Source organism: Microbacterium sp. SORGH_AS_0888 (genome assembly GCF_030818905.1).
GTDB lineage: Bacteria > Actinomycetota > Actinomycetes > Actinomycetales > Microbacteriaceae > Microbacterium.
In genome coordinates this window covers 2,948,148-2,967,231 of sequence record NZ_JAUTAZ010000001.1, presented here as the reverse complement: position 1 = coordinate 2,967,231, position 19,084 = coordinate 2,948,148, and the positions used below count along the sequence as shown (strand labels likewise).

The 19,084-nt window shown below is 71.7% G+C and carries 18 protein-coding genes; 9 read left to right on the top strand and 9 right to left on the bottom strand.

Annotated features, from left to right (window positions below):
- Positions 1 to 31: 31 nt before the first annotated feature.
- The gene (gene gabT / locus QE381_RS14475; protein ID WP_307219269.1) at positions 32 to 1,387 is read right to left on the bottom strand and encodes a 4-aminobutyrate--2-oxoglutarate transaminase; all 1,356 of its coding nucleotides are present in this window, start codon (positions 1,385 to 1,387) and stop codon (positions 32 to 34) included.
- A gap of 303 nt (positions 1,388 to 1,690) precedes the next feature.
- Here gabT and QE381_RS14470 point away from each other — a divergent pair, with 303 nt between their 5' ends.
- Both QE381_RS14470 and QE381_RS14465 read left to right on the top strand, forming a co-directional pair.
- A complete protein-coding gene (locus QE381_RS14470) occupies positions 1,691 to 2,899 on the top strand; it encodes a PucR family transcriptional regulator ligand-binding domain-containing protein (RefSeq protein ID WP_307219267.1) in 1,209 nt (402 codons plus the stop codon).
- Positions 2,817 to 3,113, top strand: a complete 297-nt coding sequence (locus QE381_RS14465; RefSeq protein WP_307219266.1) for a helix-turn-helix domain-containing protein — start codon at positions 2,817 to 2,819, stop codon at positions 3,111 to 3,113. The genes QE381_RS14470 and QE381_RS14465 overlap by 83 nt, the downstream gene beginning before the upstream one ends.
- Before the next feature lie 4 nt (positions 3,114 to 3,117).
- Here QE381_RS14465 and QE381_RS14460 read toward each other — a convergent pair whose 3' ends face one another.
- Genes QE381_RS14460 through QE381_RS14435 form a run of 6 tightly spaced genes read right to left on the bottom strand, consistent with a single transcriptional unit; the run spans position 3,118 to position 8,086 of the window.
- Positions 3,118 to 3,975: a MurR/RpiR family transcriptional regulator gene (locus QE381_RS14460; RefSeq protein WP_307219264.1), complete on the bottom strand. Its 858-nt coding sequence runs from the start codon at positions 3,973 to 3,975 to the stop codon at positions 3,118 to 3,120.
- On the bottom strand, positions 3,965 to 4,795 hold the full coding sequence (phnE, locus tag QE381_RS14455) for a phosphonate ABC transporter, permease protein PhnE (protein WP_307219262.1): 831 nt from the start codon (positions 4,793 to 4,795) through the stop codon (positions 3,965 to 3,967). Before phnE (QE381_RS14455) ends, QE381_RS14460 begins: the two co-directional genes overlap by 11 nt.
- Positions 4,792 to 5,589 (bottom strand): phosphonate ABC transporter, permease protein PhnE, encoded by a 798-nt coding sequence (gene phnE / locus QE381_RS14450; protein ID WP_307219260.1) that lies wholly within the window; start codon positions 5,587 to 5,589, stop codon positions 4,792 to 4,794. The genes phnE (QE381_RS14455) and phnE (QE381_RS14450) overlap by 4 nt, the downstream gene beginning before the upstream one ends.
- Positions 5,586 to 6,404 (bottom strand): phosphonate ABC transporter ATP-binding protein, encoded by an 819-nt coding sequence (phnC, locus tag QE381_RS14445; protein WP_307219258.1) that lies wholly within the window; start codon positions 6,402 to 6,404, stop codon positions 5,586 to 5,588. The genes phnE (QE381_RS14450) and phnC overlap by 4 nt, the downstream gene beginning before the upstream one ends.
- On the bottom strand, positions 6,401 to 7,378 hold the full coding sequence (phnD, locus tag QE381_RS14440) for a phosphate/phosphite/phosphonate ABC transporter substrate-binding protein (protein WP_307219256.1): 978 nt from the start codon (positions 7,376 to 7,378) through the stop codon (positions 6,401 to 6,403). Before phnD ends, phnC begins: the two co-directional genes overlap by 4 nt.
- A 30-nt stretch (positions 7,379 to 7,408) precedes the next feature.
- Positions 7,409 to 8,086: an HAD family hydrolase gene (locus QE381_RS14435; protein WP_307219254.1), complete on the bottom strand. Its 678-nt coding sequence runs from the start codon at positions 8,084 to 8,086 to the stop codon at positions 7,409 to 7,411.
- Between the two features lie 74 nt (positions 8,087 to 8,160).
- Between QE381_RS14435 and QE381_RS14430 the strand changes: the two genes are divergently transcribed.
- Entirely contained in the window at positions 8,161 to 8,847 is a 687-nt protein-coding gene (locus QE381_RS14430; RefSeq protein ID WP_307219252.1) for an amino acid deaminase, read from the top strand.
- Positions 8,848 to 9,059: 212 nt separating this feature from the next.
- Positions 9,060 to 10,796 carry an APC family permease gene (locus tag QE381_RS14425; protein WP_373426954.1) on the top strand — a complete coding sequence of 579 codons (1,737 nt, stop codon included), beginning with the start codon at positions 9,060 to 9,062 and terminating at the stop codon, positions 10,794 to 10,796.
- A 12-nt stretch (positions 10,797 to 10,808) separates the two neighbouring features.
- On the opposite strand, the gene QE381_RS14420 is transcribed toward QE381_RS14425, so the two are convergent.
- Positions 10,809 to 12,266 carry a helix-turn-helix transcriptional regulator gene (locus tag QE381_RS14420; RefSeq protein ID WP_307219248.1) on the bottom strand — a complete coding sequence of 486 codons (1,458 nt, stop codon included), beginning with the start codon at positions 12,264 to 12,266 and terminating at the stop codon, positions 10,809 to 10,811.
- Positions 12,267 to 12,407: 141 nt separating this feature from the next.
- Here QE381_RS14420 and aceA point away from each other — a divergent pair, with 141 nt between their 5' ends.
- The 4 genes from aceA (at position 12,408) to QE381_RS14400 (ending at position 17,055) form a co-directional block, all read left to right on the top strand.
- Positions 12,408 to 13,724, top strand: a complete 1,317-nt coding sequence (aceA, locus tag QE381_RS14415; RefSeq protein WP_307219246.1) for an isocitrate lyase — start codon at positions 12,408 to 12,410, stop codon at positions 13,722 to 13,724.
- A gap of 193 nt (positions 13,725 to 13,917) precedes the next feature.
- Entirely contained in the window at positions 13,918 to 15,555 is a 1,638-nt protein-coding gene (aceB, locus tag QE381_RS14410) for a malate synthase A (protein ID WP_307219244.1), read from the top strand.
- A gap of 116 nt (positions 15,556 to 15,671) precedes the next feature.
- Positions 15,672 to 16,487, top strand: a complete 816-nt coding sequence (locus QE381_RS14405; RefSeq protein ID WP_307219242.1) for an alpha/beta fold hydrolase — start codon at positions 15,672 to 15,674, stop codon at positions 16,485 to 16,487.
- Positions 16,480 to 17,055, top strand: coding sequence for a TetR/AcrR family transcriptional regulator (locus tag QE381_RS14400; RefSeq protein WP_307219240.1), 576 nt, complete (start codon positions 16,480 to 16,482; stop codon positions 17,053 to 17,055). Before QE381_RS14405 ends, QE381_RS14400 begins: the two co-directional genes overlap by 8 nt.
- Here QE381_RS14400 and cofE read toward each other — a convergent pair.
- Positions 17,052 to 17,816, bottom strand: coding sequence for a coenzyme F420-0:L-glutamate ligase (gene cofE, locus QE381_RS14395; RefSeq protein WP_307219237.1), 765 nt, complete (start codon positions 17,814 to 17,816; stop codon positions 17,052 to 17,054). The two genes, QE381_RS14400 and cofE, sit on opposite strands and share 4 nt — an antisense overlap.
- 51 nt (positions 17,817 to 17,867) lie before the next feature.
- Here cofE and QE381_RS14390 point away from each other — a divergent pair, with 51 nt between their 5' ends.
- Complete coding sequence (locus QE381_RS14390) at positions 17,868 to 19,067, top strand: pyridoxal phosphate-dependent aminotransferase (RefSeq protein ID WP_307219235.1); 1,200 nt, start codon at positions 17,868 to 17,870, stop codon at positions 19,065 to 19,067.
- The last annotated feature ends 17 nt before the right edge of the window (positions 19,068 to 19,084 follow it).

Here is a 19,084-nt window from a genome sequence, read left to right as displayed (position 1 = left end):
CGTGTCGTTGGTCGGTGCGCGCACGCCGCGCTCAGCTCGTGGCGAGGGCCCGGGCGACGACCTCGAGGCCCTCGCTCAGCAGCTCGTCGGGGATCGCCAGCGGCGGGAGGAAACGGATGACGTTGCCGTAGGTGCCGCAGGTGAGCACGATGACGCCGTCCGCGATGCAGGCCTTCGCGACGGCCGCGGCGAGCGCCGCGTCGGGCTCGCCGGTGTCCGGGAGCACGAACTCGACCGCCACCATGGCGCCGCGCCCGCGGACGTCGCCGATGCGGGCGTCCTGCTGCTGCAGCGCCGTGAGGCGCGAGACGAGGATGTCGCCGACGGCGCGGGCACGCGGGATCAGCCCCTCGTTCTCGAAGACGTCGATCGCCGCGAGCGCCGCCGCGCAGGCGACGGGGTTGCCGCCGTACGTGCCGCCGAGGCCGCCGAGGTGGGAGGCGTCCATGATCTCGGACCGGCCCGTGACGGCAGCCAGCGGCATCCCGCCCGCGAGTCCCTTCGCGGTCGTGACGAGGTCGGGGACGATCCCGAACAGCTCGCTGGCGAACATCGCACCGGTGCGGGCGAACCCGGTCTGCACCTCGTCGGCGATGAAGACGACACCGTTCTCGCGACACCACCGCACGAGCTCGGGCAGGAACCCGTCGGCGGGGACGATGAAGCCGCCCTCACCCTGGATGGGCTCGATGATGACGGCGGCGAGGCCGGCCGCGCCCACCTGCTTCTCGATGACCGAGATCGCGCGGCGAGCCGCGGCGGGCCCGTCGAGGCCGTCGCGGAAGGGGTAGGACAGCGGCGCGCGGTAGACCTCGCCGGCGAAGGGCCCGAAGCCGCTCTTGTACGGCATGGCCTTGGCGGTGAGCGCCATCGTGAGGTTGGTGCGCCCGTGGTACGCGTGGTCGAAGGCGACGACGGCGGGTCGGCCGGTGTGCTTGCGGGCGATCTTCACGGCGTTCTCGACCGCCTCCGCGCCGGAGTTGAACAGCGCGGTCCTCTTCTCGTGGTCGCCGGGGGTGAGGCGGTTCAGCGCCTCGGCGACGGCGACGTAGGACTCGTAGGGCGAGACCATGAAGCAGGTGTGGGTGAACTGGGCGACCTGCGCCTGGACCGCCTCGACGACCTTGGGGTGGGCGTTGCCGACGGTCGTGACGGCGATGCCGCTGCCGAGGTCGATGAGGGAGTTGCCGTCGGCGTCGACGACGACCCCGCCGCCCGCCGCCACGGCCTCGATCGGGACCGTGTGACCGACGCCGGCGGAGACCGCCTGGGCCTTCCTGGCGAGGAGTGCCTGCGAGCGGGGGCCGGGGATGGCCGTGACCAGGCGACGCTCCTGCGGGAGCGTGGGGCCGCCGAGGGGAAGGGTGGGCGCGTCGGTGAGGCTCATGGCGCGAGCGTAGAGGCCGCGTGCCGCCGACAGCACTCGCCCGCACGTACATGAATCGGATACGTTGGTGCCACCACGTACATGCGGTCGCAAGAACGCAGGGACGTCGCACCATGTCGGCGGAGCCCTGCGACATCCGCGTGGTTCTGCGACGCACGCGAGACGACGAAGGGACGCTGGTGCCGATACCGGCCGAGGAGCCGACCCTGCGCGCGCTGCTGGCCCGCCGCGAGCTCGACCCTGCGCCTCGCCTCGACCGAGGCCGCGCTCGACCCGGGAGCGCTGGACGCCCCGCTGCGCTGGGTGCACAGCTCCGACCTCGCCGACCCGACCCCTTTCCTCACCGACGACCTGCTGCTGCTGACCACCGGCACCCAGTTCGCCGGAGCGGACGAGGACGCCCCCTACCGGGCCTATGTCGCCCGGCTGCGCACGCGCGGCGTGCGGGGGCTCGGGTTCGGCACGGAGGTCGTGCGCGACGGCATCCCACCCGCGCTCGCCGCCGCCTGCCACGACGAGCGGATGCCGCTGTTCGAGGTGCCGTACCGCACACCGTTCATCGCGCTCGCCCGCGCCAACGCCGAGGCGATCGCGGCTCAGTCCTATGCGCGCCGCACCTGGGCGCTCGCGGCGCAGCGGGCCATCTCGCTCGCCGCCCTCCGCCCGGACGGCCTCGGCGCCACCATCGGGGAGCTCGCCGGCCAGCTCGAGGCCTGGGTCGGACTCTTCGACGCTGCCGGCTCCCTCATCCGGAGCGCCCCGGCTGCATCCCCGGGCGAGGAGCTGCTCGCCGCGGTGACCGAGGAGGCGCGGGTCGTGCTGCGGCGGGGTGCGCTCGCCGCGTCCTCGCTCGAGATCGCCGGGCACCGCGTGACGATGCAGACGCTCGGACGCGGCGGCCACCTGCGCGGGGTCGTCGCGATCATCGGTCCCGAGCTCGATCTGGAGGCCCGCAGCGTCGTGACCTCCGTCGTCGCGATGACGGGACTCGCCCTCGAGCAGGGGGTGGGGCTGGCCCGTGCCCGCTCCGCGCTGCGCTCGGGGCTGCTGCAGACGCTGCTCGGCGACGACCCGCAGCTCGCCCGCCGCGTCTCCCGCGAGCTGTGGGGTCCGCTGCCGCCGGCGCCGGTGACCGTGTCGGTCGCGACGGTGGCGCCGAACCGGATGGACGCCGCGGTCGACTGGCTCGAGCTGCGCGCGGCCGAGGGCCGCGGCATCCCCTTCCACGCGCGCAGCGCACAAGGGGCTCGTCGTCGTCGCTCCCGCGGCGGACGACCGCACGTGCGCCGCGCTCGCGGAGCTGCTCGACGCCGCCGTCGGCGTCTCCGACCCGACCGACTACGCGGGCTTCTCCCGCGCTCACGCGCAAGCCCTCGCGGCACTGCGCGACGCCGCCCCCGGCACGGTCGCGCGCTTCTCCGACGCGGCCGTGCGCGGCCTGCTCGCGAGCCTCGACTCCCCGACCGCCCGCGCGATCGCCGACGCCCGGCTGGAGCCGCTGCGCGCGCATGACGCGGCAGCCGGCAGCGCGCTGCTCGAGACCGTGCGCACCTGGCTCGCGCACGACGCCCGGATCGACGAGGCGGCGCGCGTCCTCGGCGTCCACCGTCACACGGTGCGCGCCCGCGTCGCCCAGGCCCAGCAGCTGCTGGGCGTCGACCTGTCGAGCTTCCCCGCGCGGGCGGAGCTGTGGGCCGCGCTGGTGGCGGCCGACGCGACGGCGTGACGGCTCAGGCCTGCGAGTCGCCGAGGTTCTCGGAGAGGATGCCGAGCACCTGCGCACGGACGATCCGCGCACGTTCGGGCATCGCCTCGGCCACGCGGTCGACGAAGGCCTCGACGAAGGCGGCGTGGGCGACGCGCGAGGTGTGGGCGAGCTCCTCCCGGAAGCTCACCCCCGTGGGGGCGATCACGAGCGAGAGGTCCGACAGGTCCGCCAGCGGACACGAGGCGAACGACGTCACCGCGATGACGCGTGCGCCCGCGGCCTTCGCGCCGCTCGCGGCCCGCAGGCTCGACTCGTTGGCGCCGGACCCGCTCACGACGACGCAGACGTCGGCCGCCGTCAGCTGACGTGCGGCGATCTGCTGCGCGATCGCGTCCGGGATGACCTCGGCGGGTCGCCCGACCGCGGTCAGCCGCATCGCCAGGTCGCTCGCGACCGGAGCGGACAGGCCGTTGGCGACCACGAGCAGGCGCGACGCCCCCGACACGAGCGCGATCGCCTCGGCGATGTCGGCATCCGACATCATGCTCGTCGCCGTGGCCAGGGACTGCGCGGTGCGCGCGAGCGCCGCGCGCACCGCGCCGAGCGGGCCGTCGCCGTGGTCGTCCGCGCGGTCCGACTGGGCCCCCAGCTCGGCGGCCAGCGCCACCCGCAGCTGCGGATATCCGCGATAGCCGAGGGACTGGCACGCCCGCACGACCGAGGAGCGCGCGACGCCCGCCCGGTCGGCGAGCTGCTGCGCCGTGAGCTCGACGACGGCATCCGGCTCGGCGACGATGAGGTCCGCGACCCGCCGCTCGGTCGGCTGCAGGGCGTTGCGCAGCGCGGCGATGCGCACCGTGGTCGGAGCGTCAACGGGCACGCGGACCCTCCATGATTCGCCGGCGGAGCACGCCGCTTGCGGCATCGATCGCCATCGTCACGACGATGACCACGATGAGCAGCATCCCCACGGTGGACCACTCCCGGTACTGGGTGTAGGAGGTCAGCATATCGCCGATGCCCCCGACGCCGATGAGCCCCAGCACGGCCGAGGAGCGCACGTTGATCTCGAAGCGGTACAGCCAGAACGAGAGGAAGACCGGCTGCGCCTGCGGCCAGACTCCCCACCGCAGCACCTGCGGCGTCGAGCCCCCGGCGGCCCGCGCCGCCTCGATCGGACCGACCGGGACCGCCTCCACCGCCTCGTAGCCCCACTTGCCGAGGGTGCCGATGCCGCCCACGGCGAGCGCGAGGGCACCCGTGAGCGGGGTGAGTCCGGTGACCGAGAGGATGATGATCGCGATGATGAGCTCCGGCACGGCCCGGATCACCGAGAACATGAGCCGCAGCGCGCCGCGCAGCCAGACCGGGCCGAACCCGCGCGCCGCGAACAGGCTCACGGGAGTCGCCACGAGGATGCCGAGGACCGTGCCGACCCAGGCCATCTCGACGCTGCGCCACGTCTGCCAGAGCGCCTCGGGGAGCTTGGACCACTCCGGCGAGGAGAACATGAGCCAGGTGTAGCGGGCGAGATCCGCGGGCAGGTCCGCCAGGTGATCCCACGGCACCTGCACCGACCAGAACGCGACGACGACAACGATCGTGACGCCGATCGTCGAGATCGGGCGCCAGACCGACCGCGGGCGGACGGGGACGACGCGGGATGCGGCCGCGGCAGAGCGGGCGAGCGTCGCGCTCATACGAGCCTCCTGCGGATCGCGTCGCTCGCGACGTCGATCGCGATGACCACGACGAGCACCTCGAGGATGATGAGCGAGAGCTGGTCGTACCGGTAGAACGTGCGGACGGCGTCGATCAGCAGACCGATGCCTCCCGCGCCGACGAGTCCGAGGACCGTGGACGCGCGGACGTTGAGCTCGAAGACGTAGAGCGTCTGCGAGACGAACGCGGGCCACGCGTCCGGAAGGGCGATCGCGCGGTTGATCTGGGCCTGCGTGCCGCCCGCTGCCCGCCCGGCCTCGATCGCGCCGACATCCGTCGCGTCGATCGACTCCGAGACCAGCTTGACGATGATGCCGATGTTGAAGATCGCGAGCGCGATGATGCCGGGGAGCGCGCCGACGCCCACCATCGCGACGATGATCGCGGCGTAGACGAGCTCGGGAACCGCGCGGATGACGTTGAGGACCGTGCGGACAGCGCCGCGGAACACCGGTTGGGGGTTGGTGGGTCGCGCGGCCCACATCGACAGCGGGAGGGACACGGCGGCCCCCACCACGGTTCCGAGGACGGCCATCTGCAGCGTCTCCACCATCGGCGCGACCGTGCGCGGGAAGAAGGACCAGTCGGGCACGAGCAGCTCGGCGATCTTGTCGGTGCCGTTGCGCCAGTTCGCCAGGATCGGGGCGAGGTCCAGGCCCACACCGATCCCCGGCAGGCAGGTGACGACCGTGATCGCGACGACCGCCGCGAGCGCGACCCACACGCCGGCACGCGGCCGAGGCCGCGGCGGGACGACGAGCGGGCCGCTCACCGGTCGAGCCGATCGTCGCCCGTGAGGGAGCGGCCGTAGATGTGCTCGAAGTCGGCGTCGGTGGCCTCGGCGGCGAGCCCGTCGAAGACGACCTCGCCCGCCCGCATGCCGATCAGCCGGGTGCCGTACTGCCGCGCAAGGTCGAGCAGGTGGATGTTGACGAGCACCGTGATGCCGAGCTCGGCGTTGATGCGGCGCAGGTCGCCCATGACCCCGTGGGCCGTGGGCGGGTCGAGGCTCGCGACGGGCTCGTCGGCGAGCACGATGCGCGGCTGCTGCGCGAGAGCACGGGCGATCGCCACGCGCTGCTGCTGCCCGCCGGAGAGGGCGGAGGCGCGCTGCCAGACCTTCGGGAGGATGCCGACCCGATCCAACGACTCGAACGCGATCTGCTTGTCGGCCTCGCGATACGCACCCACGAGGGTGCGCCACCTCGGGGTGTGGGTGAGTCGCCCGACGAGCACGTTGTTCAGCACGGTGGTGCGACCGGCGAGGTTGAAGCTCTGGAACACCATTCCGATCTGCCCGCGGAGCCGGCGCAGTCGCGACCCGCGGGCCGTGTCCACGCGCTGCCCGCCCACCGTGACGGCGCCCTCCGTCACGGGCACGAGACCGTTGATGGTGCGGATGAGCGTCGACTTGCCCGAGCCGGAGAGCCCGACGATGCAGACCATCTCGCCCGCGGCGATCTCCAGATCGACGCCGCGCAGCCCCACGGTGCCGTTGGGATAGCGCACGGTGACGCCGTCCAGGCGGATGCCCCAGGGCGTCGAGGCGACGGCCTCGACGCCCTGGGTGTGAACCGGATGCGTCACTGGAGTCCCAGCTGCTGCGCGGCGCGCGCCACGACGTCCAGGGAGGCGGGGTCGGCGGGGGCGAGCTTGGTGATGGAGTAGATGCTCTGGAGCACCTTGGAGCCGTCGTCGGTGTTCGAGTAGGACTCGAGCGCCTGCGTGATCTTGTCCTGCAGGGCGGGCGAGAGCTTCGAGGAGACCGCCACGCCGTCGTTCGGGATCGGGTCGCTCAGCGCGAAGACGACGACCTTCTGGCCCACGTCTGGGGTGTCCTTCTTGACGAGGGTCCGCGCGTCCCAGAAGCTGAAGCCGACCTCGGCGTCGCCCTTGTACACGGCCATGACGGAGGCGTCGTTCGCGGTGACGGGGATCTTCTGGAAGCCGTTGTCGATGTCGACGCCCGCCTCCTTCAGCGCGAGCATCGGGTAGATGTAGCCGGCGGGCGAGCCGGGCCCGAGGACGGCGACCTTGGCGCCGGCGACCTTGGTGATGGCGTCGAGACCGCTCGGGGTCGCGAGCGAGTCGGTGCCGTTGCAGTACAGCATCCCGTCCTTGTCGACCGGGGTGTCGGAGCAGTACTTGCCCGGGTTGTTCGTCATGAACTGGGCCGGGTAGGTGATCGCGCCGTTGCGCTCGGTCTGGAGCACGACCTTCGCCCCGTAGCGGTCGTTCGCCTGCCACAGCTGGAGCGAGGGGAGGAAGCCGATCTGGGCCTGGTCGGCGCCCATCGCCTCGACGGCGGCCTGGTAGTCCTTCGAGACGACGCCCGTGACGGGGATGCCGAGGGTCTTGCTCAGCATGTCGGTGAGCGGCTTGGCGGTGTCGACGAGGCCGGCCTGGTCCTGCGAGGGGACGAGGGCGAGCACGAGCGAGGAGGGGTCGGCGGCGGCCCCGGAGCCGGCGGGGTCCGAGCTGCCGGCGCAGCCGGCGAGGGCGATCGTGGCGGCCAGCGCCGTGATCGTGGCCGCCGCGAGGCGGGAGCGGGTGAGTCGCATGGGATTCCTTCTGTGTCGGGTGGGGCGGGGTCAGCGGGTGCGGGCGGGGGCCTGCACCCATTCGGTGAGGGCGGGGAGGAGCTCGGGGAGCGTGCGGGCCCGGAAGGTCGGGGTCGCCAGCGGGTCGGGGTAGCCGCCCACGAGGGCGGTCGCGTGGCCGCGCTCGTGGGCGGGGGCCAGATCGTTGCGCCAGATGTCGCCGATCGCGAGGACCGGTGCGGCGGGGTCGATCGCGTCGAGCACGCGGCCGAGGCCTTCCGGCTTGGCGGCCTCCGCGACGACGCGGTCGAAGCATCCGTCGAGTCCGAGCGCGGTGATCGCCTCGGGCAGGCGCACGGCGGGCGCGTTCGTCACGAGGTAGCGGGCCGCGTCGACGCCCTCGAGGAAGTCGGCGAGGCCCGCTGCGACCTCGATCGGGGCGTCGGGCGTGGCGAGCAGCGCCCGGCTGGCGGCGTACCCGCGGGCGAGCGCCTCCGACGATGCTCCGGCCGCCGTCGCGAGCAGACGCACGAGATCGTAGGCGTCGATCGCCGCCTCCCCTCCCGAGGGCGCTCCGACGTCGCCCGGCGCGAGGCGCGCCGCGACGTCGTCGACGAAGGCGGGCCCGAGGCCCGCCTCATCGGCGACGGCGCGCGCATAGGCGCGCACGGGCCCGTCGCCGAGGGCGACGGTACCGTCGAAGTCGAAGATCAGGATGGGACGAGGCACGGGACTCCTTGGGCGTTTCTGCGAGGCGCGCCCGGTGGACGCTTCGTCCATGGTGCAGGAGAATTGTGGACGAAATGACCGCTTCCGGTGAACAGCATGTGAAATCCTTCGACGCGGAGCTGGCCCGGCTCGACGCCGCGGCCCGTATCGCGCCGGAGGATCCCGCATCCGCTCTCCGCTCCCTGCCCTGGCTCGTGGCATCGATCCACGCCGATGCGCGGGCCGGGCGGTTCGCACACTGGGGCCGCTCCCGCGCGATCGACGAGAACACCGGGACGGCGACCGTGCCGAGGCCCCTGTTCGACGAGCTCCACCGGGCGGCGGGCCTGGCAGGACGCTTCCCCGACGGGAACGCCGGCCTCCTCCACGTCTACGGCTACCTGCTGTCCACCGAGCCGACGCCCTACGGGCTCAAGCGGGAACGCTGGCTGGACGGGACACTGGCCCAGGCCTACGACCTGCCCCCGGTCGCCTTCCTCCCGTGGAGCCGCGCGACGCCGGGCACCCTGCTCGACCGCGTCACCCGGGCGGCGGATCGCCTGCTCGACGAGCATCCGCGGCGCACCCAGGACTGGGGCGGCGCGGTCGCCACGATCGCGATCGGCGCCGGCACCCCGGCAGCGCTCGCGTGCTCCCTCACCCGGCACGGGGAGCGCCGGATCATCACGACCTTCCCGGTCTCCGACCCCGAGGCCGTTCTCGCCGCGCTGGACGCCGAGCCGCCGCGCCCGCGATGGAACGCCGCGCCCGACGAGGGGTGAGCCGCACCGCCGCTATCGCCGACGTGCACGGGTATTCGTTCCACAGAAAGACATAGGCGACGGAAACCGTCGCGAAACGCCGTGGAAACGATCATTTTCCTTGTCCGGCGCGCGGAGGCGGAATAGCTTCTCGCTAGGCCCGACGCTGCCACGAGGTCGACGCCGCATCCACCGACGCTCCGCCCCACCCGAGTTCCGCGAGCAGGAGAAGCATGACCAGCGTGGCCGAACCCACCCCATCCACCGAGGACAAGGGCCTGCGAAAGGGGGCGGTGGGCCTGCTCGGAAGCGTCGTGATCGGCATGTCGTCGACGGCGCCCGCGTACAGCCTGGCCGCGAGCCTCGGCCTCGTGGTCGCCAGCGGCGGCGCAGTCCTGGCCGGCGTCAAGGCGCCGGCCATCATGCTGCTCGCGTTCGTGCCGATGTGGATGATCGCGGTCGCCTACGGGGAGCTGAACAAGGCCGAGCCCGACTGCGGCACGACCTTCACCTGGGCAGCGCGCGCGTTCGGCGCCGTGACGGGCTGGCTCGGGGGCTGGGGCATCATCGCCGCCGACGTCATCGTCATGGCCAATCTCGCGCAGATCGCCGGATCGTACGGCTTCACCCTGGTCGGGACGATCGCGCAGGACGACGACATCACCGCGCTCTCGGGCGACACCCTCTGGTCCACGGTGGCCGGGGTCGCCTGGATCGTGATCATGACGGTGATCTGCTACATCGGCGTGGAGGTCTCCGCCCGTCTCCAGTACGCCCTGCTCGGGATCGAGCTCGTCGTCCTCGTGCTGTTCGCCGTCGTCGCGCTCACCCGCGTCTACACCGGGAACGGCACGGCGGACTCCCTGACCCCCTCGCTCGACTGGCTCTGGCCCGGCGGCCTCGACTTCGGCGACGTCATCGCGCCCGCGATGCTGACGGCGATCTTCATCTACTGGGGCTGGGACACGGCGGTGTCGCTGAACGAGGAGACGAAGGACCCGAAGAAGACGCCGGGACGCTCCGCGATCATCTCGACCCTCCTGCTGCTGGTCACCTACGCGCTCGTCTCGATCGCGGCGATCGCCTTCGCCGGCGTCGGCACGGACGGGATCGGCCTCGGCTCGCAGGAGAACGCCGCCGACGTGTTCTCCACGATCGCTCCGACGCTGTTCGGCGACAGCGTCTGGGGCAAGGCCGCCGTCGCGCTCCTCGCCTTCTCGATCCTCACGTCCGCATCCGCCTCGACGCAGACGACGATCCTGCCGACGGCCCGAACGGCACTGTCCATGGCCGCGTTCAAGGCGATCCCCTCGCACTTCGCGCGCGTGCACCGTCGGTTCCTCACGCCGACGTGGGCCACGATCGGGATGGGGGTCGCCTCGATCGGGTTCTACGTGCTGTTCACCGTCATCTCGCCCACCCTGCTGACCGCGCTCATCGGCTCCGTGGGGCTCATGATCGCCTTCTACTACGGGCTCACGGGCTTCGCCTGCGTGTGGTTCTACCGGCGCACCCTCTTCTCGAGCGTCCGCAACGCCCTGATGCGCGGTCTCGTGCCCCTGTTGGGCGGCATCATCCTCGCCGTCACGTTCGTCTACGGGCTCGGACAGTTCGCCTCTCCGAGCTGGCTGCAGGATGCCGACGGCAACGACGTGACGATCCTCGGCATCGGAGCGGTCGCCGTGGTCGGCATCGGGGCGATCCTGCTCGGCGTCGTGCTCATGCTCGTGTGGTGGGCCCTCTCGCCGGACTACTTCCGCGGACGCACGCTCAGCCGCGCCCAGGCCGTGTTGGTCCTGGAGGGCGTCGACGACGAGGGTCCCACGTTCGGGCTCCCCGACTCGGGGCGGGAGCCGACCGTGATCTCCCCCGACCTGTCGAACCTCCCGACCGGACGCATCGCGATCGACGAGCTGACCGGCATCGAGTACCGCCGCGAGAAGCCGCGGGGCCGAGGCGCCGGCGACTGATCCCCGCGCGGGTCAGCGCGGCGCGTGGGCCGCGAGGAACTCGTACACCTCGGTCGTGTCGACGCCCGGGAACGCCCCGGTCGGCAGGGTCGCCAGCAGCGTCCGCGGCGTCCGCACGTTCGGCCACGCGTTCTCGCGCCATTGAGCCTCCAGCTCCGCGGGGGCGCGGCGGCAGCACACCTCGACCGAGTGCTTCGACACCCCCCGGTTGGGGGTGTCGCGCCCGAGGAACCACTTCGTGTCGTCGAAGCGCACACCCACGCTCACGGAGTGGAGCCCCTCGCTGGAGTTCTCCACCCTCGCCGTGCACCAGTAGGTGCCGTTGCCGGTGTCGGTGTACTGGTAGTACGGGTTGAACCGGTCGTCGACGTCGAAGACCACGCGGCTGGTCCAGCGACGGCAGCACATCTGTCCCTCGATCGCCCCGAGACGATCGGTCGGGAAGTTCACGTCGTCGTTCTCGTAGGCCTTCGTGATCGTGCCCGACTCGTGCACCTTGAGGAAGTGCACGGGGATGCCGAGGTGCACGGTGGCGAGGTTGGTGAACCGGTGGGCGGCCGTCTCGTACGACACGGAGTACCCGTCGCGAAGGTCCTCGATCGAGATGGCCTTCTGCGCCTTCGCCTCCTGCAGAACGGGGACGACGTGGGACTCGGGGATGAGGAGCGCTCCGGTGAGGTAGTTGGTCTCCACGCGCTGCCGGAGGAACTCCGCGTAGCTCGTGGGCTCGCGGTGTCCGAGGATGCGGCTGGACAGCGCCTGCAGCACCGCCGTGCGGGGGTCGCCCTTGGCCGCGACGCGACTCGAGAGGTAGAGCCGGCCGTGGGCCAGATCGGCGACGCTCCGCGTCGTCTGCGGCAGGTCGGGCACGTAGTGGAGCGTGAACCCCAGGTGGGCGGCGATATCGCTCGCCGTGCGCTGGGTGAGGGGGCCGCCCGGGTGGCCGACGGCATCCAGCAGCTGACGGGCCTGCCGCTCGAGGTCGGGGAAGTAGTTGTTCTCGTCGCGCATGAGGTGCCGCAGCTCGACGTTGGCGCGGCGGGCCTCCTCGGGCGTGGCCGAGCGCTCGTCGCGCAGGCGCTCGATCTCGCCCTGCAGCGCCAGCAGGGCGCGCAGCGCCTCGTCCGGCACCGTCTTGCCGATGCGGAACGGCGCGATGCCCAGCGCCTGGAACGTCTGCCCGCGCATGGCGCGCTCGAGCGCGACCTCGAGCGTCGCGCGCTCGTCGAGCGGCTCGGCCTCCAGCAGCGCGTCGATCGAGGTGCCGAGCGCCTTCGCGATCGCCCGCAGCAGGGTGAGCTTGGGCTCACGCTTGCCATTCTCGATCATCGACAGCTGGCTCGGCGCACGCTCGACCGCGGTCGCGAGCTCCTCGAGCGTCAGGCCCCGCTGCGTGCGCAGCTGCCGGATCCGGCGACCGATCGTGAGGGCGTCGGCCTCGGGTTCTTCGATCTCTTCTGCGATCGTCATGGCCGCGATTCTGTCACAGGAGGAGAAATATCGACAAAATTCTCATGGGAAATGTTCTTTCCACGTGCCGTTCTTCACCGAAAGTGGTTCTACGACATACGGGACAGCGAGCGTCCCGCCACCCGACCGTAGGAGATCGAGATGAGCATCACATCCACCCCCGGAACTCCCCCGCTGCGCGCCGGGGACCAGACCCAGACCGCCGCGGAGCTCCAGGAGATCTGGGACACCGACCCCCGCTGGGACGGCGTCGCCCGCACCTACACCGCCGAGGACGTCATCCGGCTGCGCGGCTCGGTCCGCGAGGAGAACACCCTCGCCCGCCGCGGCGCCGAGAACCTGTGGAACCTCCTGCACACCGAGGACTACATCAACGCGCTCGGCGCCTACACCGGCGGCCAGGCGGTTCAGCAGGTGCGCGCAGGCCTCAAGGCCATCTACCTGAGCGGCTGGCAGGTCGCGGCCGACGGCAACCTCGCCGGCCAGACCTACCCCGACCAGAGCCTGTACCCCGCCAACTCGGTCCCCGCCGTGGTTCGGCGCATCAACAACGCGCTGATCCGCCAGGACCAGATCGAGCACGCGGAGGGCGAGATCACGCGCGACTGGCTCGCCCCCATCGTCGCCGACGCCGAGGCGGGCTTCGGCGGCCCGCTGAACGCCTACGAGCTCGCACAGTCGCTCATCCAGGCCGGTGCCGCCGGCATCCACTGGGAGGACCAGCTCGCGAGCGAGAAGAAGTGCGGGCACCTCGGCGGCAAGGTGCTCGTGCCGACCCAGCAGCACGTGCGCACCCTCAACGCGGCACGTCTCGCGGCGGATGTCGCGGGGGTCCCGACCGTCATCATCGCCCGCACCGACGCCCTGGCGGCCGACCTGCTCACGAGCGACGTCGACGAGCGCGACCAGGCGTTCACGACCGGCGAGCGCACGAGCGAGGGCTTCTACCGGGTGCGTCCCGGGCTCGAGGCCGTCATCAGCCGAGGCCTCGCCTTCGCCCCCTACGCCGACCTCATCTGGGTCGAGACCGGCGAGCCGGACATCGAGCTGGCCCGCGAGTTCGCCAAGGCGATCCACGCCGAGTACCCCGGCAAGATGCTCGCCTACAACTGCTCCCCCTCGTTCAACTGGAAGCGTCACCTGAACGACGAGCAGATCGCGACCTTCCAGAAGGAGCTGGGCGAGCTGGGCTACGCCTTCCAGTTCATCACCCTGGCCGGCTTCCACGCCCTGAACTACTCGATGTTCGAGCTCGCGAAGGGCTACGCCGAGAGCGGCATGACCGCCTACGTCGAGCTGCAGGAGAAGGAGTTCGCCGCGGAGGCCCAGGGTTACACCGCGACCAAGCACCAGCGCGAGGCGGGCACCGGCTACTTCGACTTCGTCTCCACCGCGCTCAACCCCGACAGCGCGACCCTGGCCCTGGCCGGCTCCACCGAGACCGCCCAGTTCCACTGACCCCATCCATCCACCGTTCCCCCGATGTCCCACTTCCCTACGGGGGATGTCCCACTTTCTCCCGCTCCGCGACCCCGCGAGCGGCAGAAAGTGGGACATGGGGCATCAGACAGACCGTCAGAGACACCGACAGACAGTCCGTCGCAGACACAGACACAGACACAGACCGTCAGAGATACAGAAAGACAGGGCCATGACTCCCACCGCCACGGGCATCGCGCCCGAGACCACGACCCCCACGATCGAGATCACCGGACCGCTCCGCGAGCGCTACGACGAGATCCTCACCCCCGAGGCGATCGCCTTCCTCGCCGAGCTCCACCACCGTTTCGCCGGACGCCGCCACGATCGCCTCGCCGACCGCATGCGTCGCCGGTACGAGATCGGCAACGGCCACGACCCGCGTTTCCGCGACGACACGGCGCACATCCGCAGCGACCGCAGCTGGAAGGTCGCGGGCGCAGGCCCCGGCCTCGAGGACCGCCGCGTCGAGATCACGGGCCCCACCGACCCCAAGATGACCATCAACGCGCTGAACTCCGGCGCACGCGTATGGCTCGCCGACCAGGAGGACGCCACGAGCCCCACCTGGAAGAACGTCATCGAAGGACAGCTGTCGCTGCGCGACGCCATCCGCGGCGAGCTGTCGTTCACCTCCCCCGAGGGCAAGCAGTACACGGTCACCGCCGAGCGCACGCCCACGATCGTGATGCGCCCCCGCGGCTGGCAGCTGCCCGAGCAGCACATCGCGTTCACCGACCGGAACGGCCGCACGACGTCCGCCTCCGGCTCGCTCGTCGACTTCGGCCTCTACTTCTTCCACAACGCGAAGCGGCTGATCGAGAACGGCACCGGTCCGTACTTCTACATCGCCAAGCTCGAGTCGAGCGAGGAGGCGAAGCTGTGGGACGACGTGTTCACCTTCAGCGAGCAGTACATCGGCATCCCGCACGGCACGATCCGCGCGACGGTGCTGATCGAGACGCTGCCCGCCGCCTTCGAGATGGAGGAGATCCTCTACGAGATGCGGGACCACATCGCAGGCCTGAACGCCGGACGCTGGGACTACATCTTCTCGATCATCAAGAACTACCGCGGACGCGGTGCCCGGTTCGTCCTGCCGGATCGCAGCGAGGTGACGATGACGGTGCCGTTCATGCGGGCCTACACCGAGCTGCTGGTGAAGACCTGCCACTCCCGGGGCGCGTACGCGATCGGCGGCATGAGCGCCTTCATCCCCAACCGCCGCGACCCGGAGGTGACCGAGCGCGCGTTCGAGAAGGTCGCCGCCGACAAGAAGCGCGAGGCCGGCGACGGCTTCGACGGCACGTGGGTGGCCCACCCCGACCTCATCCCGACCGCGATGGCGGAGTTCGACGCGGTCCTCGGCGATCGACCGAACCAGCTGGAGCGCACGCGCGACGACGTGACCGTGACGGCATCGCAGCTGATCGACGTGCACATCGGGCGCCCGATCACGGCGGGCGGCGTGCACGGCAACGTGTCGGTGGCGATCCGCTACATCGAGGCGTGGCTGCGCGGACTCGGGGCCGTCGCGATCGACAACCTGATGGAGGATGCGGCGACCGCCGAGATCTCCCGTTCGCAGATCTGGCAGTGGATCCACCAGGACCGCCAGACCGACGACGGCACGGCCATCACGCGCGAGTACGTGGAGGGCCTGATCGATCAGGTCCTCGGCGAGGTGACCCGCTTCGACGGCGACCGCTTCGACGACGCGGCCGACGTGTTCCGAGAGGTCGCACTCCAGGAGGAGTTCCCGGCCTTCCTCACGACCCCGGCCTACATCCGGTTCCTCGCCGACTCCTGACCGCGCGAGAGGGCCGGTGCGCAGCGACGACCTCGTGGCGCACCGGCCCTCTTTTCCGTGTCCCGACACGCTTCTGCGTCTTGACACATTTGGCTAACGCAATTAGCTTTTAGGCTATGACGACGAGCCTGGCTGTCCACCGCCTCTCGCGACCGGGTGGCCGCATCGCCTATCGGATCGAGGGCGAGGGACCTCTCGTCGTCTGCATCCCCGGCATGGGGGAGCTCTCCTCCTCGTACCGTTTCGTCGTGCCCGCCCTCACGGCCGCCGGCTTCCGGGTGGCCACCATGGACCTCCGCGGCCACGGCGACAGCGACACCACCTTCGACTCCTACGATGCCGCCGCGGCAGGCTCCGACGCGCTCGCCCTGCTCGCCCACCTCGGCGGCGACGGCATCCTCGTCGGCAACTCGATGGGCGCCGGAGCCGCCGTCTGGGCGGCCGCCGAGGACCCCGCGCTCGTGCGCGGCATCGCCCTCCTCGGGCCGTTCGTGCGCAACACGGCCATCAACCCCCTGGCCGCGGCGCTCTTCCGCGTCGCGATGGGCGGGCCGTGGGCCGCCGCGGCGTGGCTCGGCTACCTGCCCACGCTCTACCCGCTCGAGACACCGGCCGACTTCGCGGCCCACCGCGACGACATCCGCGCCTGGCTCCGCACACCCGGCGCGGCGAGGGCCTTCCGGCGCACGACCCGCACGGATCATGCCCCCGCCGCGGCGCGCATCGAGCGGGTCGCGGCCGCCGCGCTCGTGGTGATGGGAACCGCCGACCCCGACTTCCCGGACCCGGAGGACGAGGCCCGATGGATCGCGGATCGGCTGAACGCCCGCCTCCTGCTCATCGACGGCGGGGGCCACTACCCGCAGGCCGAGAGCCCCGACCTCGTCGGGCCCGCGCTCGTCGACTTCGCCCGCGAGGTCTTCCGTGCCTAGGGCCGGTGTGACGGCGGCCCGCGTGGTCGCGTGCGCGGCCGACATCGTCGACGACGTGGGCTGGGAGGGCCTGACCCTCGCCCTCGTCGCCGATCGGCTCGGCGTGCGCGTGCCGAGCCTCTACAAGCACATCGTCTCGCTCGATGCGCTGCGCTCGGATGTCGCCGTCGCCAGCACCTCGGAGATCGCCGCGACGCTGCGCGACGCATCCGTCGGCGTCGCGGGCGCCGACGCGCTGCGCGCGCTGGCGAACGCCTACCGCTCCTATGCGCATGCGCACCCCGGCCGGTACGCCTCGCTGCAGCGCGCCGACGCCGACCCCGCGTCGCCGCTGCACCGGGCGGCCGACGAGGTCGTCGGCCTCTTCGCGACCGTGCTCATCGGCTACCGCATCGACGGAGACGACCTCGTCGATGCGGCCCGCGCCGTGCGCTCGTCCCTGCACGGCTTCGTGTCCCTCGAGGCGATCGGCGGGTTCGGGCTCCCCCGCGACATCGACCGCAGCTTCGACCGGCTGGTCGCCGGACTCGATGCGATGCTCCGCGGCTGGGACGGGGCGGCGCCCTAGCTGCCCGCCTCCGCGCGACCGGCGGCGAGCCCCGCCGCGTACGCCTCGTCCGCCCCGAGGCGGAACATGTCGCTCTCGCCCGTGCGCGGGAGGATGCGCGCACCCGGCGTGTCGACGTCGTCGGTGACGAACCGTCCGGCACCCCGCACCACCGCGACCGGCGAGCCCGTCGCCTTGCCCTTGACGAGGTCCGCGGCGCCCGCGAGCTCATCGGCGACGACCGGCACCGTCACCGCCAACGGCCGCCCCTGGGTGTCGGTCGTGCCGCGCAGGTCGTCCACGACCAGGATGCCGGCGGCACCGATCGCGATATCGGTCTGGCCGATGCGCCACGCCCGGCCGAGCGTGTCGCTGAGGATCACGCCCAACCGCACGCCGAACCGCTCGCGCAGCGCCGCGCAGAGCGCACGGGCGGAGGCGTCCGGGTCGAGCGGCAGCAGCAGCACGGTGCCCTCCGGCGTGTTCGAGGCATCGACGCCCGCAGCCGCCCCGACGATCCCGAGCCGGTTCTCGACGATGCGTGTGGCACCGCGGGTCGCGACCACCCTGACGGTCTCGGCCGTGATGGCGTCCTCGCGGTCCGCGGCGGCGACGATGCGCCCCTCGGCCTTGGAGACGATCTTGCTCGTCACGACCAGCACGTCCCCGTCGCGCACGCCTTCGGCATCCGCGGCGAGCGCGTCGCCGATCATCCGCGCGAGATCGTCGCCCGGGACGATCTCCGGGATGCCGTCGAGAGCCCACAGTCCGATTCCGCGCATCCTGTCATCGTTCCACAGTCGGCGAGCGCCTCCCGCGGCTACGCTCGTATCGTGACCGAACGCGCACCGCTGTCCCGCAAGCTCTCCGCCATCGCCGAGTCCGCGACCCTCAAGGTCGACGCCAAGGCCAAGGCCCTGAAGGCGGAGGGCCGTCCGGTCATCTCCTACGCGGCGGGCGAGCCGGACTTCCCGACGCCGCAGTTCATCGTGGATGCGGCCGCGGAGGCGCTTCACGATCCCGCGAACTTCCGCTACACCCCGGCGGCGGGGCTTCCGGTGCTGCGGGAGGCGATCGCCGCGAAGACGCTCCGCGACTCGGGTCTCGAGGTGTCTCCGTCGCAGGTGATCGTCACCAACGGCGGCAAGCAGGCCGTGTACCAGGCGTTCCAGACCGTCGTGAACCCCGGCGACGAGGTGCTGCTGCCGGCGCCCTACTGGACGACCTACCCGGAGGCGATCGCCCTCGCCGACGGCGTGCCCGTGGAGGTCTTCGCCGGCGCCGACCAGGGCTACAAGGTCACGGTCGACCAGCTGGAGGCCGCTCGCACCCCGCGCACCCGCGTGCTCGTCTTCGTGTCGCCGTCGAACCCCACCGGGGCCGTCTACACGCCGGAGGAGACGACCGCGATCGGCGAGTGGGCGCTGGCGCACGGCGTCTGGGTCCTCACCGACGAGATCTACCAGAACCTCGTCTACGACGGCGTCCGCGCGGTCTCCATCGTCGAGGCCGTGCCGGAGCTGGCCGGGCAGACGCTGCTGCTCAACGGCGTGGCGAAGACGTACGCCATGACCGGCTGGCGCGTGGGCTGGATGGTCGGCCCCTCCGATGCGATCAAGCTCGCCGCCAACCTGCAGTCGCACCTGTCGAGCAACGTCAACAACATCGCTCAGCGTGCGGCCGCGGCTGCCATCACGGGGCCCCAGACCGAGGCGGAGCAGATGCGGCAGGCGTTCGACCGCCGCCGACGGCTCATCGTCGCCGAGCTCTCCAAGATCCCCGGTGTCACGGTCCCCGTCCCGCTCGGCGCCTTCTACGTGTACCCGGACGTGACCGGGCTCCTGGGCCGGGAGTGGAACGGCACGACGCCGACGACGACGCTCGAGCTGGCAGACCTCATCCTGGATGCCGCAGAGGTCGCGGTCGTGCCGGGTGAGGCCTTCGGCCCGTCGGGCTACCTGCGCCTGTCGTACGCGCTCGGCGACGACGCCCTCCTCGAGGGCGTGCAGCGCCTGCAGCGCCTGTTCTCCTGACCTCCTCTTTCCCCCCG

Bases quoted from the DNA above. Each gene is read 5' to 3' on its own strand.
- gabT (WP_307219269.1), bottom strand. From the start codon at position 1,387: ATGAGCCTCACCGACGCGCCCACCCTTCCCCTCGGCGGCCCCACGCTC.
- phnE (WP_307219262.1), bottom strand. From the start codon at position 4,795: ATGAGCGCGACGCTCGCCCGCTCTGCCGCGGCCGCATCCCGCGTCGTC.
- phnD (WP_307219256.1), bottom strand. From the start codon at position 7,378: ATGCGACTCACCCGCTCCCGCCTCGCGGCGGCCACGATCACGGCGCTG.
- QE381_RS14430 (WP_307219252.1), top strand. From the start codon at position 8,161: ATGACCGCTTCCGGTGAACAGCATGTGAAATCCTTCGACGCGGAGCTG.
- QE381_RS14425 (WP_373426954.1), top strand. From the start codon at position 9,060: ATGACCAGCGTGGCCGAACCCACCCCATCCACCGAGGACAAGGGCCTG.
- QE381_RS14420 (WP_307219248.1), bottom strand. From the start codon at position 12,266: ATGACGATCGCAGAAGAGATCGAAGAACCCGAGGCCGACGCCCTCACG.
- aceA (WP_307219246.1), top strand. From the start codon at position 12,408: ATGAGCATCACATCCACCCCCGGAACTCCCCCGCTGCGCGCCGGGGAC.
- aceB (WP_307219244.1), top strand. From the start codon at position 13,918: ATGACTCCCACCGCCACGGGCATCGCGCCCGAGACCACGACCCCCACG.
- QE381_RS14405 (WP_307219242.1), top strand. From the start codon at position 15,672: ATGACGACGAGCCTGGCTGTCCACCGCCTCTCGCGACCGGGTGGCCGC.
- cofE (WP_307219237.1), bottom strand. From the start codon at position 17,816: ATGCGCGGAATCGGACTGTGGGCTCTCGACGGCATCCCGGAGATCGTC.